Origin of the sequence: Mariniflexile litorale, from assembly GCF_031128465.2 — a bacterium.
GTDB lineage: Bacteria > Bacteroidota > Bacteroidia > Flavobacteriales > Flavobacteriaceae > Mariniflexile > Mariniflexile litorale.
Window position 1 is genome coordinate 2,150,803 of record NZ_CP155618.1, and the last position, 18,205, is coordinate 2,169,007.

Annotated in this window: 8 protein-coding genes; 2 read left to right on the forward strand and 6 right to left on the reverse strand. The window is 32.3% G+C overall.

What is annotated here, in order from left to right; translation table 11 throughout:
* Positions 1-37 precede the first annotated feature (37 nt).
* Together QLS71_RS09020 and QLS71_RS09025 are read left to right on the forward strand one after the other, a co-directional pair.
* Positions 38-2,824 (forward strand): beta-galactosidase, encoded by a 2,787-nt coding sequence (locus tag QLS71_RS09020; RefSeq protein WP_308991092.1) that lies wholly within the window; start codon positions 38-40, stop codon positions 2,822-2,824.
* Complete coding sequence (locus QLS71_RS09025; protein WP_308991091.1) at positions 2,821-5,277, forward strand: glycosyl hydrolase 115 family protein; 2,457 nt, start codon at positions 2,821-2,823, stop codon at positions 5,275-5,277. Before QLS71_RS09020 ends, QLS71_RS09025 begins: the two co-directional genes overlap by 4 nt.
* A 2-nt stretch (positions 5,278-5,279) precedes the next feature.
* On the opposite strand, the gene QLS71_RS09030 is transcribed toward QLS71_RS09025, so the two are convergent.
* From QLS71_RS09030 to QLS71_RS09055, 6 genes are all read right to left on the reverse strand, one after another.
* The gene (locus QLS71_RS09030; protein WP_308991090.1) at positions 5,280-6,800 is read right to left on the reverse strand and encodes a rhamnogalacturonan acetylesterase; all 1,521 of its coding nucleotides are present in this window, start codon (positions 6,798-6,800) and stop codon (positions 5,280-5,282) included.
* A 369-nt stretch (positions 6,801-7,169) separates the two neighbouring features.
* A complete protein-coding gene (locus QLS71_RS09035) occupies positions 7,170-9,137 on the reverse strand; it encodes a RagB/SusD family nutrient uptake outer membrane protein (protein WP_308991089.1) in 1,968 nt (655 codons plus the stop codon).
* 30 nt (positions 9,138-9,167) lie between these two features.
* On the reverse strand, positions 9,168-12,263 hold the full coding sequence (locus QLS71_RS09040) for a TonB-dependent receptor (protein ID WP_308991088.1): 3,096 nt from the start codon (positions 12,261-12,263) through the stop codon (positions 9,168-9,170).
* Positions 12,264-12,763: 500 nt separating this feature from the next.
* Positions 12,764-15,631, reverse strand: coding sequence for a glycoside hydrolase family 2 TIM barrel-domain containing protein (locus tag QLS71_RS09045; RefSeq protein ID WP_308991087.1), 2,868 nt, complete (start codon positions 15,629-15,631; stop codon positions 12,764-12,766).
* 6 nt (positions 15,632-15,637) lie between these two features.
* Positions 15,638-16,942, reverse strand: coding sequence for a rhamnogalacturonan acetylesterase (locus QLS71_RS09050; RefSeq protein ID WP_308991086.1), 1,305 nt, complete (start codon positions 16,940-16,942; stop codon positions 15,638-15,640).
* A 91-nt stretch (positions 16,943-17,033) separates the two neighbouring features.
* The gene (locus QLS71_RS09055) at positions 17,034-18,080 is read right to left on the reverse strand and encodes a GntR family transcriptional regulator (RefSeq protein ID WP_308991085.1); all 1,047 of its coding nucleotides are present in this window, start codon (positions 18,078-18,080) and stop codon (positions 17,034-17,036) included.
* Positions 18,081-18,205: the final 125 nt, after the last annotated feature.

Sequence of the window (18,205 nt, forward strand, 5' to 3'; positions counted from 1 at the left end):
TGTTAAATTAACAAACTAAATATATTTAATTCGTAATATGATATTTATTACCAGAAGCATATTTGCATTTTTATTACTGTCTTCTTTCAGCTTTTTTGGGCAACAAATTAGTATAGACGCTAACATTGAACCACCAATAATTGAAAAAGAACATTTGAATATGGGAAATTCTGGACCTGAAGGAAAAGAAATAACCATTAATAATAAATTTTTATCCTTAGGAGGAACGCCCATGGTTCCAGTAATGGGAGAAATACATTATTCTAGATTTAATAAAGAAAAATGGGAGAATGCTATTTTAAAAATGAAAGCAAATGGTATCAATATCATTGCAACATATGTGTTTTGGATTCATCATGAAGAAACAGAAGGTGAATTTGATTGGAAGGGGAATAATGACTTAAGATTATTTATAGAATTATGTAAAAAACATCGTGTTTGGGCGTATCCACGTATTGGTCCTTGGTGTCATGGGGAGGCAAGAAATGGTGGGTTTCCAGATTGGATCATGAAACATAATGATGTATCACTTCGAACGAATGACCCGAAGTATTTGTTTTATGTAGATAGACTTTACCATGAAATATCTAAACAACTTGAAGGGTTGTATTATAAAGATGGAGGGCCTATTATTGGTGTACAACTTGAAAATGAATATTGGCGCGGGAAAAAAGGGGAAGAACATATTTTAAAATTAAAACAGATCGCTTTAAAATATGGTATAGATGTACCCATGTATACAGTAACGGGTTGGAGAAGTGCTTCTGTTCCAGAAAATGAGGTTATTCCATTATGGGGAGGCTACCCAACGGCACCATGGAATACCAATTTAAATACTATAAAAACAAATGAAAGTTATGTTTTTAATTTGCCTATAAACGACCAAAGTATAGGTAATGAAGAATCTACTGGTAAATACAGACCAAATTATTCGTTGTATCCTTATTTAACTTGTGAATTAGGAGTAGGAAATCAAATATCTGAGCATAGACGGCCAATAATTGACCCCATGGATGGCGTTACTATTGCAACATCAAGCGTGGCTTCTGGAAGTAATTTGCCAGGATATTATGTGTTTGCAGGTGGGCTTAATCCCATAGGTAAATATTCTACGCTTGAAGAAGATAAGTTAGAATCGGGATATTGGAACGAATATCCTGATATTTCTTATGATTTTCAAGCGGCTATTCGAGAAACAGGAGAAATTGCACCATCTTATCATAAACTAAAACCCTTACACTATTTTTTAAATGAATTTGGGGAACTATTAGCTCCAATGACTCCAATAATTCCTATGGATAATAATGCGCCTGATAATTTGCAATATTCATTTAGGGTAAACAAGAGTAGCGGATTTCTTTTTGCATCGAATTACTATCGCGGCCATACCAAGTCGATAAAAAAAAATGTACAGTTTACAATTAAATTGAATAAAGATTTGGTTGTATTGCCATCAAAACCAATTAATATTTATGATAAAACCATTTTTATATGGCCAGTGAATTTGGACATTGGAAAAACAGTTTTGAAATATGCCACAGCACAACCTATTTGTACGATAGATAATAAAAAAACAACGGATTGGTACTTTTTTGAAACAAAAGGAATTGATACAGAATATTTATTTGATAATAAAAACATTAAAGAGTTAAAGGTTAACGGAGCGAAACAACCAGAAAGCAGGAAACAGTTTTTAATTAATAATATTCAATTAGGTATAGATAATCCAATACTAGTGGAGGCTGTTGATGGGCACCTACATCGAATTTTCACGCTTACTAAAGAGCAATCGGAACAATTTTGGTATTTTAAAAATGACAATAATGAATTTGCTTTTCTATCATCAGCAAATTTAGTCATGGATGAAAAACTTCAATTACAAGCATTTTCCACAAATCAGGAAGATAATATTATAGCATTGAATAGTGACCTTCAACATAAAGGTGAAACATTAAAAAACACAGGTTTTAAAAAATATATAATTAACAATACTGTCGATAAAATTGAAAGTAAATTAGAAACTTACGACATTCTTCAAAAAGCAAAAATTTTAAATTTGGCTTCAGAAAATGATATAGCTAAAAACAAATTGTATAATAAACAATTCTTTAAAGATTTTAATATTGAAAACACGGCAGATATAAGAAAAGCCACTTTTTATCTTTATACAGAAACAGATTGTAAAATTAGAATTAATAACAAATGGTTGAATCAAAATATTCTTCCTGAAGAAAAAAACAGCTTGGATTTTACAGGTTATCTTAAAAAAAATCAGAATAGTGTCCTATTAAATTTTCCATACATAGAAAATGATAAAGGTTTTGTGGGCGTTTTGGAAATTGAGTTTTATAATTCGGATAAAATTTACATAACTACCGATAATACATGGTTAACAGCCGAACAATATAAAATTCCTGCATCATGGGATGTTGTTCAAAATAAAAAAGAACCCGTGTTACTAAATAAAAAAATAGAAAATTTAACTTTTTCAAATTACAGATATAAACTGTCGCTTGATGAAAATAAATTAAAAAAATATAAAAATGTATATCTCCGAATTGATTATGATGGGGATAAAATACAATGCCGATCTGGAAATAAGTTGATTGCAGATAATTTTAATAACCAGACTACTTGGTCTATTAATTTAAACAATATTAAAACCAATTCTAAATTTCCATTATTGTTTGAGTTAAAACCTTTTGAAGAAGATCCTTTAATATTTTTTGATGAACAACCATCTTTCAGTGAGGTGAAAATTAAATCGATTGAAATAGTTCCAGAATTTTGGACAAGTTTTAAAGTAAATAAAAATAACATATGAAACATTCATTTTACTTGTTTTTAGCTATAATGTTTATGAGCATTTTCAATTCTTGTGCTCAAAATTCAAATGATTACTTAATAGCAAACAATCAAGAAGCAGCTGATATATTTATTGATAGTGATACAGACCCTTTAATTGTTTGGGCTGTAAATGAATTGGCGAAGGATATTGAAGACATAACTGGAACGAAGCCAGAAATTATACAATCTAATCAAATTGAAAAGGAAGGTATTTATATTGGAATGATTTCAGATGAGTTATTTAAATCGACCACTCAGGAGGGTTTAACAGGTAAATGGGAAAATTTCAGTATAAAAAAAGAGAATGACAATCTTTTGGTTATTGGAAGCGATGTTCGAGGAACAGTTTATGCCATTTTTGACATAGCCGAAAAATTGGGGGTTTCCCCTTGGAAATGGTGGGCTGATGTTAATTCGCTAAAAAAAGAATCTTTAACTTTAGAGTTATTAGAAAGTGAAATTACACAATCACCATCTGTGCAATACCGTGGGGTCTTTTTAAATGACGAAGATTGGGGTTTACAACCATGGGCAGCCAAAACTTTTGAGCCAGAAACTAATGATATGGGTCCTAAAACATATGAGAAAATTTTTCAATTGTTACTTCGGTTAAAAGCGAACACCATATGGCCCGCCATGCACCCCTCAACAAAAGGGTTTTTTACTATCGATGGGAATAAAGAAATGGCTCAAAAATACCATATCGTTATTGGTTCATCGCATGCAGAGCCTATGTTAAGAAATAATGTAGATGAATGGGACCATGAAGTTTATGGAGATTATAATTATTTCACTAACAGTAAACAAGTTAATAAATATTGGCAAGATAGATTAGATGAAGTAAGCAGTACAAACAATCATACAATTATGACTTTGGGTATGAGAGGTGTACATGATAGCAAAATGGAAGGCGCCAAGAGTTTGGAAGAATCTGTAAAAATGATTGACGGAATCATTTCTACTCAACGTCAAATGCTATCAAATACTTTTAAGAAACCCTTAATAGAAATACCACAAACGTTCATTCTTTATAAAGAAGTTTTAGAATTGCATGATAACGGGCTTAAAGTGCCCGATGATGTTACTTTGATGTGGACGGATGATAATTATGGTTATATTAGACGGTTAAGCAATGAAGAGGAACAAAAGAGAATAGGTGGTAGTGGTGTTTATTATCATTTAAGTTACTGGGGAAGACCTCACGATTATCTATGGCTTTCAACCACTCAACCAGGATTAATTTGGTATGAAATGACTAGGGCTTATGAAAACGGTGCAAAGAAAATGTGGATTGCTAATGTGGGAGATATTAAACCGGCTGAATATAATATTGAATTGTTTCTTGATATGGCTTGGGATGTTGGTGCTATAAAATCTGATGAAATAAATCAACATCTAGAAAATTGGATCTCAAGAGAATTTACACCTACTGTAGTAGATGAACTCAGTATCGTTTTTAAAGAATATCATCGTTTAGCATTTTTGCGAAAACCTGAATACATGGGGTGGAGCCAGACAGAACCTACAACACAGGTAAAACGTTCTGAGTTTTCAAAGGAAGAAACATTAAGAAGGCTAAATGCGTACAAACAACTAGTCGAAAAAGTGGATAATTTAGCTCAATTTGTTCCTAAAGAAAGGAAAGATGCTTGGTTTCAATTAGTTGAATACCCTATTAAAGGCGCTGCTTTTATGAATTATAAATTTTTGTATTGGAATTTAGCTGCTAGCACAAATAAAAAAGAAGAGCAGGTGAAGTTTACACAGTTATCAGCAGAGGCTTATCAAAAAATAAATCAGCTTACTTCGTTTTATAATAATGATATGACTCATGGCAAATGGAAGCATATGATGTCTATGAACCCAAGAAATTTACCTGTTTTCGATTCCGTAAAAATAGATTTGCCTTCACCAATAGTAGAAACGAAGACTCATAATAAACGTATCTATATACAAGCAAATGAGAGTATTGAAAATAAGGGTGTTAATAATTATGAATGGAAAAGCATTAATGGATTAGGCTATAGTAATAATGCAATGACCTTATTCCCATTAAAACATAGTTATTTTAAAAATGAAAAACCATCATTAACATATACATTTGAGGCTGATAATTTAGGGGATTATGAATTAGAAATTCGCTTGATTCCAATACATGCAAATAATTTTGACCATGAAATTGAAGTTCAAATAGATTCAAATAAACTACAATCTTTTTCTATCAATACAAAAGGTAGAAGCAATACATGGAAAGAAAATGTATTAAGAAATAGTGCCATCGTTAAAGTCCCAATTTCAATATTAAAAAAAGGCAAACATACAATCACAATTTCAGTAAATCAAACAGGCATTGTTTTGGATCAACTAACGGTGTACCCCGAAAAAATGGGGAGTTCTTATGAAATACCTAATTTTAAAATTAAAAAATAGTTTCATTGTTTTTTAATTTCAATAAAACTACGTAAACCCATTTCTTTAGATTCATTGAGTATTTCTGCAATGGTCAAAGCAGTAAAAGTAGCGCCTTCTAAACCTGTGTGGGTATGGTCTTTTGGGAAGAAAGATTTTATTTTTTCTTTTCCAAGAGATTCATATTTTGTTGCGATCAATTCGGCTACATCAATGTATAATGCATTTTCGGCTTCAGAAGCTTCTCTCGCCCATTTAATGTATGTGTCAGTTCGTCGTTCTACTTTTCCTGCTGGCCATTCGTTTCTTGGCGTTAAACTTAAAACAATGGGAGTTGCTCCTTTTTCTTTGGTTTCTCGAATCATTTTTTTCATATACCAACCAAAGGTGTGTACAATTTCCTTTTCGGTAAGGCTGTCCCTAACTATTTCTTGGGTTTCATCTCCTATGCCTTTTAACGAGCCTCTGTATTTTTTTTTATCAACATTACCTGCATCGTTATGCCCAAATTGTATGAAAACAATATCTCCTGGTGTAAATTCAGCTTTGGCAGCATCCCATAAACCTTCATAAATAAACGTTCTAGAACTTCTACCTCCTCTAGCCTTGTTAACAATATTTACTTGTGTTGTATCACAATATTGAGGAAAAAGAACACCCCAACCAATAGCATTTTCATTATTGTTTGAAGCCATTGTAGAATCGCCAATTAAGAAGAAATTTTTCTTTTTGGGTAATGCTATTTGCGGATTAGCAAGAATATACGTTTTAATAGAATTGGTTGATTTTTTTAATTCGTTTATAATTATTGATGCCGCCATTAAGGCACCTCTTGCAGAAGTGTGAGTATGATCGCGTTTGTAAAAGTAAGTGCCAGTGACTTTTTCTTCTCCAAATAACTCTAATTTGGAGGCCATTTTATCGTTTAAATCTATAAATGTTACATTGTTTCGTTCAGCTATTTGTTTAGCCCATAAACCATACGAGGTATTATTTCTTGGAACTTTGCCATTTTCCCAATCATTTCTTGGAATGGGAGACATAATTACTGGAATAGCACCTTTTGCTTTAGCTTCTTTTACAATTTTTTCTATATACCAGCCGTAGCTATGTACAATTTCGTTTTTTTTGGTAATCATGTTATCAATTTGCTCTGTTTCATTACCAATACCTTTAATGGTTCCTCTGGCTCTAATAGTGTCATTTATTGGGCCATTGTCGTTATGTCCAAATTGAATTAAAACATAATCGCCTTTCTTTAATTTATTATTAACGGCAGTCCATAAACCTAAGTTTTGATAGGTTCTACTACTGGTACCACCTAATGCATGATTTTCAACTGAAATTTTAGTGCTGTCTAAAAACTGTCCTATAAAATCGCCCCAACCCCAAAGCCCTCCAGCGCCATCACCACGTCCGTTTTTTACGGTTGAATCTCCAACTGTGTAAAGAGTCGGTTTGTTTATTGTTGAGGTAGATTCTAATATTGCTGATTTACAATTGAATAAAAGAGTTAAAAAGAAAAAAAATGCTGATTTACTCATTACTAAATTTTTAATTTGTTTGTTAAACAGGAGAGGTGGTTATCCAAATAAAAGCTTGACTAAGTATTTTCTGAACGTATTGAAATGTTGAACGCATATTTTTTAAACTCAGATTTAGAGTTAACATTGTTTTGAGCAGATTGATTATCACCTATATTAGGTGAAGTTTTGTTTGTCCGACTAGTGAATAAAACATTTTTTTCAGAATTCTTATTGCTGCCAATATTTATAGAGAGGATTCCCAAAGCATATAAAAAATATAAATGTTTATTCATAGCTTGATCCCAATGAAGTTTTATTATTTAAGATTATAAAAATAAAAAAATGGAGGTAATTACCTCCATTTTTATTAACATTTATTAAAACCGACTAGTATCCAGGATTTTGCATTGCATCTTTTTCACTAGCATTTAAAGGTCTACCTTCTGTATAAACCCCATCAAGAAATGTTTGAGGAATGGGTCTTAAAACATGAAAATCTTTTATGTTTGGTGCAGCTTCAGGGTTATAAGCTTTAGCTCTAGCTACTAATGTTTTAGTACGACTTAAATCTTCCCAACGATGCCATTCGCCGCAAAGTTCTCTTGTGCGCTCATTTAATACTAAACAAAGCATACGGTCGTACTGACTAGAGTAACCCAATTTCGTGATTACAGCTTCATCTTCAGCAGGAAGAGCTGCAGTACTTATAATTGTTAAATTTGTAGCCGTTGTAGTTACAGGAATATTGTTAGATTCGTAATATGAGTTTTCATTCATGTATGAGTTATTAGCAAATGGTTGCGAAAATGGAGAATTAGGGTATGATTCTGCGCCATCTGTATAATAGCGACGATCTTCTCCATTTTTATAGGTACTACGATTACGAACTTTATTAATATAAATTAAAGCATCAGAATAAGTTCCTGATCCTGCCGCTGCTAAACGTATTTTTGCCTCTGCAGCCATTAAATTAGTTTCAGCAGAACGTGCTAAAATTTCGTCACGAACCCCTCTATTATCATTTACATTTAATCTGGATGCATCAAAATGTTTTGATAAGGAAGGGAACCTAGGGTTTGCTAATAAACCAACATTATCAGCAGCATGTGCTACATAAACATGAGGAATTGTTTTTCCAGTAACATCGTATAAAATACTAGGATTGTTATTATTTATAGTAGTGGCAAAACGATTATCTGTAGAAGAATTTATAATATACATAATACCTAAATCTACACCAGGCGTATAAGTGATTCCTCCAAACACACCACCTTTGTTTACGCGATGTTTAGTTCTGAAAGTTTTCCAAAAGCGAGAATCATTTACATGGTCAAAAACATCATAGGTGAAATATGTACTAGCTAAACGACTGTATGGGCGCATGCCTGTTAAATCACGTTGCATCGTTGTCATATCATCATAACGCGCTGTAAAAACAACGGTACTAAAATTAGAAGTTTCAAGTGCTTGATCACTACTGAATGAAGCGGATAAAATTATTTCTGGTAAATACTCATTTGGACCATCGGGGCCAGTATATGCCCAAAGTTCTTGATAATTAGTTGCTAACGGGTGGTTAGCAATTACTTCATCAGCTAAAGTTACAACTTGTTGTAAATCTGCTGTTTTTGTAGCAGAGTTCCACGAATCATTAATTTCACTTGCACGAGTTAAATAGGCTTTTGCTAAATAATGAGCCGCGGCATCTTTACTTATTCTATGAGGATGTGCTCCTGTATTATCCAATAAATTATAGGCTTTAGTAAAATCACTAATAACTTGAGCTAATACTTCTTCTGCACTAGCACGTGTGAATTCGAACTCTACAATTGTACTAACTGTAAGTTTTAAAGGCACCCCACCATATTGTCTAACTAATTTTAAATAGTTATAAGCTCTGAAGAAATAGCCTTCACCTAAAGATATATTTTTTATTTCTGGATTTGTAGATTCTATATTTGTAGCAGATTCAATTAATTGATTTGCTAATCCAATACCTATATAAAAATTATCCCAGGCTTCATTTGCTTGTGTTCTTGTAGTTATTACAATTGAACCAAATCTAGGATCATAATTATTCCAAGGACTATTAGTATCATCACCACCTACATGAAATTCATCAGTTCCATAATTAGTTGTTGCAAATTGTTGTTCTGATGGAAATGGAGAGGCTAATACTCTATAGTATGTTCCAATTGCCAAATCTTTAATGCCTTCTTCGGTATTGTAATATGTATTACCTCTTTTTGTTGTTAATTCTTCATCAAGAAAATTGTCTTTGGAACAAGAAGTAAGACTACCTATTAATGCTAAAGCACAAAACAGGTATGTATATAGTTTTTTATAATTTTTCATAATTTTTATTCTTTTTAAATTTATCATGTCTTAAAATTCTACATTCATTCCAAACACAAAGCCTCTGTTAGATACAGAGCTTCTTACATCTAAGTCAATCCAATCAACTTTAGAAAACAGCATACCAGGGTTCGTTGCTTGAGCATAAAAACGCAGTTTAGAAATACCCAAACTGCTTGTAACACTTTCAGGAAGATTATAACCTAAAGAAATATTTCTAATTTTCACAAAAGAACCGCTTCTATAACCAAGTGTAGCAAAAAAAGGATCGCCATTACCAGCTGAATATATTGGCTTTTGGTATTCAGAATTTTTATTGTTTTCGGTATAGTAATTTACAGCTCTAGAATTGTATCTCCCAACTAAACCTTCGCCATTTGTATTATAGGTATAACCTAGACGACCATACATGAATATCGATAATTCAAAATCTTTATACGAAAATGTATTTGTTAAACCCACAATAAATTTAGGAATTTCACTACCTATAATAACACGGTCGTTATTTGCATCAAGTTCATAATCTCCATTTTGATCTACAGGACGTGCATTTCCTGCTGTAAAATTTGTGCCATTTGCATTAAATTTGTCCATTTCAGCTTGATCTGATTCTTTCCAAATACCATTTGATTCATACCCGTATATAATCTTTTGGGATTCTCCAATGAACCATTCATTATTGATATCATCTTCTTTACCGTTAGCTAACGAAACGATTTCATTATCTTGGTATGATCCACTAAAATCTGTAGACCATCTAAAATTGTCATTTTGAACATTAATAGTATTTAAAGTTAAATCTAAACCTCTAGATTTAGTTTCTCCAATGTTAGCGTATGTTGCATCATAACCATTAATTGGTAGTATACTTTTTAGAAGTAATAAATCGGTTGTTTTAGAGAGATAGGCATCTAGACCACCAGATAGTCTTCCTTTAAATAATGAAAAATCTAATCCTATGTTGTATTGGGTCGTTTTTTCCCAGCCTAATTCTTTATTTGCAAAAAGGGTGTAATTTTCATCATCTATTTCTACTAAATTAGCTTGTATGCCGGCAATAGAAGTGCTTCCAATGGCGTAAAACAAAGGAGATACTCCACCTTTCGTCGCATAAGGATCAATGGCAGAGTTACCAGTAACACCAACTCCTAAACGCAATTTTAATTGATTAATCCAATCAGAACCTGATAAAAAGTCTTCTTTATCAATACGCCACCCTATTGCAGCACTTGGGAAAAATGCCCATTTATTGCCCTCAGCTAATTGAGATGCACCATCATAACGACCTGATAAAGTTACCAAGTACTTATTATCAAAGCCATAATTTAAACGGCCCATATATGATAACAATTGTCTCTCACTTATATCAGAATCATATCCTGAAAGAGAAACATTTGCACTACTTAAAGCATTCCATTTTTGGCTTGAAAAAGGAATGTTATTTGCATTCATAGAACTCGACTCTTCTTTAAATTGTGTTTGACTTTGTAGTAAGGTTACACCAAAATCGTGTTTTTCTAAAGTTTTATTGTAGTATAATAAATTATCTAAAGTATATGATAATCTTTGTCTTTTTTCTAAAGAGGCATAGCTAGAACCAGTTCTAATTACAGACTTTCCATCAATATATATACCATCTCTATAAGTTTCAATATCAGGACCAAAATTTGTACGTAATTTCAATCCTTCTAAAGCGGGCGAAAAAGCACCGAAATCAAGCTGAGCATAGAAACTACCGAATGCACGTAAAGTTACACGTTGATCTTGAGAGTATTTTTCTTCGTCAATAATTGTTTTTACCGCATTATCTCCTCCTGGATTTTCTACTCTATTTCCTGCATCATCATAAGGAAGTGTATATTGAAAAATACCTCTAGCACTTTCATATAAACCATCTCGAGCAGATACTGCTACGTTACCTTCTTCAGATTGACCATATTCTTGAATAGCATAAGACGTATTAAGATTTCCTCCAAAAGAAAACCATTCGGTAGGCGTAATATCAATACTTAAATTTCCATTATATCTCTTAAACTTTTGACCTAATATTACACCTTTGTTATCCGTGTATCCAAAAGATCCATAGGCTTTCATTTTTTCTGTACCACCACTAGCACTTAACGTATGTTGTGTTGTAATACCTGTTCTGGTAACAAAGTCTGTCCAATCTGTATCGGTAACTTTAGAGCCATCCCAATTTCCACCAACCCAACCTTGGAGTATATTGTTAAAAGCAGTATCATCTCCTGTAAAAATAGCAGCATCATTAGCTTGAGTCGGCTCATCTCCTCTTGGGAAAGTAGCTGTGTTCGAATAATATTTAGCCCAACGACGATACTCTATAAAGTCGGCTCCACTAAAATTAGGGGCAGACTCATGAATATTTTCACTTGTTATAGATGTATTATAACTTAATGTGTATTTCCCACTTTTTCCTCTTTTGGTTGTAATAATAACAACACCATTTGCACCTCTAGAACCATAAATAGCAGTTGCTGATGCATCTTTAAGGATATCTATTGATTCAATATCTTGAGGGTTTACATTTTGTATACCCCCAGTAATTAGCGGAATTCCATCTAATACATAAAGCGGGGAATTTGAAGCAGATAATGAACGTACACCGCGTATAGTAATACTTCCTAGCTGTCCAGGTCTTTCATTTGAAGTGATATCAACACCAGCAGCTTTACCTTGTATAGCCTCAATGGCATTGTTAACAGGTCTAGAAGTAATGTCTTCAGCACTTACGCTTACCAATGCTCCAGTTACATCTGATTTCTTTTGAGTTCCATAACCTACTACTACAACTTCGTCTAATTGTGAAGCGTCTTCTTGCAAAACAATATTATAGCTAGATTTTGAATCTACTGTGATTTCGGTTGTTTTCATACCCACAAAAGAAAATACTAAAATTTCGCCTACTTTAGCAGTGATGGTGAAATTACCATCAAAATCTGATTGTGCTCCTCGCGTTGTGTTCTTTACCAAAACATTTACCCCTGGTAAAGGAAGATTATTGGTGTCTTGAATGTTTCCATTTATAGCTTTTTCTTGGGCATTGGATGCAAACCCAGAAAAAATAAAGGAAACAATAATTAAATAATTGCATAGAAATTGTTTCATAAAAATTGTTTAGTTTTTGTTAATAAATTTGTTTAGTCGGTTAAGTTTAGTTAATTCAGAAATTGTTAAACCAGTCTTATCTATTTTAATAATAAATGCAATCGGTTGCTTTTTTTAAAGTGAAAATTGCTTTTTGTTAGTCAATTATGTTTTTTAGTGGTTTAAACTTAATTAACTCAGATTAGATATTAGTTTTTTCCTCAAACCACATTTAATATTTATAAAATACAATCGATTGTATTTTTGTAAATATAAGGTTATTCTTTTTATTATTAGATAAATTACTTAAACTTAATGACGTAAATTACACGTTAATTTTTTGTTAAACCATCCTGTACTTACCTGTTTTTTTACAAAAAAAGACAATCGGTTGTTTTTGTAGAATAATGTTACTTAATTTTTTTGGTATAGAATCAATTAGTCAAAAGCTTTTGGATTTAGTATTAAGCAAGGATTTAAATTCCAAACTATTGCAATCTCATGGAAATAACTTAAAGTTTTTAATTATCTCTAAAATCAAACCATAAAGTCATTGGAATACCATCGTCACCATTTTTAATACGTATGTTGGTTGGTTGACTTTCTGGTCCTTGGTGTTCTAAAGGTTTGAAGGCACGCATGGCTGGTATTTCATACATAAAAGATATGTTACCCTCTGGGAATTCGGGTTGCGGATGTGTGCCCTCAAAAGCGTTTTTAGGTAAATCGGGTGTAAATAGTCTTAAAAATAGTTTGTCATTTTCGCTAAAAAATTTAATATCACCTTTTTCTGTTTTAAGATTGGCGCCTATTAAGTTTGCATGATAACCTTTAAACTCTGGATAGATTAAATTCTCAAAACTTTCACCCGTTATGGTGTTGTTATAGTCTTTCTCCCAAAGACCAAATGTGGTGCCTTTTATTCTGTTTTTCCAAACATGATAAGGACCATTACCAAACCATTTTATGCTTTTTACGCCTTCTTCTGGATAATCAAAGGTGATTCCTAGTTTACTAATTTTATCTTCAAAAGCAGATCCATCAAAACCATCATTTCTACCTGCATCTTTTAATATAACCATTTCCATTTTTAGTCTGCCATCGTTAAATAACGTCCATTTTATAGAATGAATACCACCGAAATAGTTAAAAAAACATACGGCACCATCTATGTTTTGTTCTATGGAAACGTTTTCTATTTTGGCTTTCATACCAATAGGTTTTGGTCCATTGATAAAAGGTACATGACCTTGATTGTTTTCAATACTTGTAATTTCACCCGTTGTAGTATTAAAATTAACCCGTAACTTTTCGCTAGATAAAAGAATATTGTCTTTTGATTTAGTAGCGGTAGTATTTTTTGTTGAAGTTTCTTTAGCTAATAGCTTGTCGGCAAAGTAGGGAGCACGGTGAATTGGCCATGACCAAGTATAAATTTCTCTACCATGTTTGTCGTTTGCAATAATTTCCAACCAATCGCCTTCAAAAAAGTTGGTAGGTATTCCGAATTGAATTTTCCTAGTTTCACCAGGTTCAATATTCTCAATACGAATGGTGTTTGAATCAATAACTTCAGTTTTGTCGTTAGTATAAAGAATATTGTTTGCTGCTTTTAAAACGCGATATTCTAATTTACATTCATTTAAATTGGTATAGATGTATTCGTTTTTAATGAAAAAAGAGCCATCAAATTTTGATGTTACAAGTTTTGGTTCAAATTGAATGGGCGACCATACTTCTTTTACTGTAAAGAAACTACCTTCTTTTTCTCGATGAGGTCCTAACACGCCATCGGCTGCAAGTGATCCTTTTGAGTCGTATTTTTGTTCACCTGTCCAATCGGTTCGTAAAACAGCTTCATCTAGCATAGCCCAAATAAAGCCTCCGGCAAAAAGCGGACTTTCTTTATAACGTTTCCAAAAATCTTCTAACCCAGCACCAATACCATTATCGTAAGTACCGTGCATAAATTCGGTTGGAAAAAAAACATTTTCACCATTATTAAAACGATGCATGCCTGTTAAATAAGTAGGATAATGGTGTACGTCCCAACCATCAAAATCTGCCCAAGGATGAATAACAATTCGTTTTTGCGGGTCGTATTCATGAAAAACATGGTCTATGTCGTAATTCCAGCCACCTTCATTACCATGATCCCAAATAATTACCGAGGGATGGTTAACATCACGTTGAACGGTTTCTTTAATTAATTTGGTACCTGTTTTTGTATCATAGCCGTTTTGCCAACCAGCAAGTTCATTTAAAACAAAAAGACCTAAAGAATCGCAAGCTTCAAGAAAATGAGTGTCGGGCGGATAATGAAAACGCACCGCATTCATATTCATGTCTTTTAATAAATTAACATCTAAATCACTAATAACTTTATCGGTACTTCTACCTGATTCGGGCCAAATACTATGCCTGTTGATGCCTTTCATGATGATTTTTTTACCATTCACATAAATACCATCTTTTTTAAGAAATTCTAAAGTTCTAAAACCGATTTTGGTTTTTGAAGTATGCAGGGTTTTACCATCTTTTTTAAGCGATAAATGAAGCCTATACATATTAGGTGATTCTGGATCCCAGGTTTTTATATGGTTCCATTTTGCCTTGATGGTTTGAACACCCGTTTTAGCATTTGCAGGAATTGTAACTGTTTCAAATGTTTCATTACTTCCAATAGGTGTGATACTGGCTTCTATTTTACTGTTTTTAGGAATATTAACAAGTTCTAAATCTGCAGTAAATGAACCATCCATTTTAGCGTCAACGGCAACATGTTTTATATATGATTTAGGAGAAACTTCTAACCAAACCGGACGGTAGATACCACCAAATAACCACCAGTCGGTTTTTCGTTCCGCATTATTAACTGTATTGTTGCTTGAGTGTTTAGATACATGCGCTTCTAAAAGATTTTCTGTACCGTAATTTACTAAGGAGGTGATGTCGAATTTAAACTCATAAAATCCACCTTGATGCGTTTCTCCGACCGATTTACCATTTATTTTTACATCAGTATCAGTCATGGCACCTCCAAAAACAAGGGTGATGTTTTGTCCTTTATAACTTGCAGGAATATGGAATTTGTATTTATAAAACCCTTCCTCTTTACTTGGTTCTTTTTGGTTTAATTCTTTATACCATCTGCCATAAGTATATTCTCCAAAGCCTTCTAATTCCCAGTTGGAAGGCACATTTATGGTGCTCCATTTTTTGCTGTTGTTACCATCGGTACACATAAATTCCCATGCAACAGGGTTTTTAAAATCTTTACCAGATAAGTATATTTTTTGAGTTTCTTGTGCAGAAATGCTTAAAGAAATAAGAAAAGCAAAAGCTAAAAATGCATTAAGTTTATTTAGGTATGTAATTCCGTGTATCATAATTTTTTAGTTACCGTCTGGTTTACTGTTTTCAAATCTTGTGCTCATTGGTAAAGTCCAATCGCTAAAATTGTCGGGTTTTTTAGGATTGTAGTTTGGTAAATTAGGTTTTAAGTATTGAGCAATATCTAATTTTAAATCTTTAATACTTTGCACAACGCCTTTAGCAATTTCATTAGCGCCAAAACTGTTAAAGTGTGTATTGTCTTCTAGTTTTTCTGCCTGCCCAGGAAATGTGTTAGCAGGGTATTGTACAAATGCATTTCTTGAACCGTCATTTCCCCAACTTTCATACATATATGTGGTCATTTCTGTAATGTCAATGAGTGGTACTTGTAAATCTATTGCGACTTTTCGCATAGCATCCGGGAAATCGCCATGTGTTGGCTTTAAGGTGCCATCGTTGTTAAAAGCTCTGCGTTGAGTTGGTGTTACTAATACAGGAGAGCCTCCTTTTTCTCTAAATTTTGTAATGAATTCTTTTAGAGAGTTTGTGTATAATCCCCAAGCACCATTGCCTTCTCCTTTTATTTTTTCATCATTATGTCCAAATTCTATAAATACATAATCGTTTGGCTTCATAAAGGTTAATATTTTATCCAATCGTTTGGTTCCTTTAAATGAACTTAATGTGGCACCCGATTCTGCATAGTTTGCTACAACAATATCTGAATTAAAATAATTGGTAATAAATTGTCCCCAAGAGGCCCATGGCTCTAAATCTTGGTCGGTTACGGTAGAATCACCTGCTAAAAACAAGGTTTTAACGTTTGAAACAGGGCTGATTTTTACACTTTGAATAACAGGCGTTCCGGAAAATTCCAAAGTTAATTTATCATCCCAATTTAATTGGTTTTTGTCACGGTCTTTAACTTTAATATATTCGGTAGTATTAATTTTAGGAGACCTAATATTTACGGTAAAGGATTGTTGCGTGGTATTGTTTTTATCTAAAGTTATTTCTTTTAGCATTAATCTTCTAGATTCTGCTTTTATAGTAGTTGTAGAACATTTTTTACCTCCTAAAACCACATTTATTTTATAATTCCCTTCGGGAAGTTTTACCGAGAAATAGATACTTTGTTTACTTGTGATGAAGTTTTTTTTGAATTTTATGTTTTGTCCAGATTGAAAATCGAAACCATAACCTAAAGCATCATTATATAATATGGGGTTATTTATGTAAGTGGTATTCTTTTCGTTTGTATTAATTCCAAAATTGAAACTTTGACTAAGGTTGTTTTGTGCGGTAGTATTAAATAGAAAAACAATGTGTAAAAGCAGGAAAAAAATGTGTTTTAAGGGAATCATTCATAAATTTTTTACTAAAATATCCTTTTAAAAAAAACAAACCATCCTGTACTATGATGAATCTTTAAATATTTGTTCAAAAAAATATATTTTAAACTGAATTACGCTTTATATACTCAAAAACATTCTTAATTTTTTCTTTTTTATTATTTAAAACTAGATCGGAAGCAGTTTCACCCATGGCTTTAAAATGGGTACTTACTACGTTTATACCTAACAAATCCTTTAAAGGTGTATCGTTATAAGAAATGATACCAATATCTTTTCCGAGTATTAAGTTTTTTGTGCGAACTTGTCTTACTAAATTAACCAAGTCATTTTCTTCTATAATAACATAAACATCTCTACTTTCAAGATCCATGTCATCATATATTTGTTCCAAAATTTCAAAGTCAAAATTATATTTTGAACAGAATTTTCTAAAGCCATGAACAATTCTTAAAGGATAAGGATAAACAGATTTTGAAGGATATACTAAAACTAACTTGTCATATTTTTTTAATTTTTCCAAGCCTATTTTTAAAGCATCATATATATCTTCTTGAAAGTCTTGATATACAGAGCCATAATTCCCTTTAATATCTAATTTATTGTTGTCTAAGATGATAAGTTTATCTTTAGGAATTTTTTCAATCATTTTTTCTACCACATGAGTGGTACTTGTATGATTTAAATCGTCTGTTTTAAAATGGGGCATTATCACATAATAATCAAAAGCCCCAAGACTTTTTTCTAAAGTTCTAGTGAAAAGAGATTCTTCGCAGTGATAAACAGATAAGGTTACATGACCATTAACACCAATACTATTTACAAATGAGTTGTAAATCATCATTTTATAAGAGCTAAGTTTGTTAATCATAAAAAAGATATTGATTTTAGAAATCAAATCTGTCTTAGCAGTGTAATAGCCTTTGCCTTTAACCGATACAATTACTTTTTGCTCTTTAAGTTGTTTGTATGCTTTTTCAACAGTGTCTCTGGAAAGGTAGCAAGATTCGCTTAGTTCATTTATTGACGGGATTTTTTCACCAATTTTTAATTTCCCTTTCGAAATATCATTAATAATAGAATCTACAATTTGCTTGTATTTTGGAATACGAGAAGATTCATTAATTTTTATTTCTATTAATTGAGACATAAAATTGAAATCTTATAGCTGTTTATTTAATGTTTAGTTAGCAAAATTAGCATAATATTATAAGTGAGGCATTAATCATATCAATTTTTAAAAGCAAAGGAGCCTATTAATCTAGTTGTTTTATG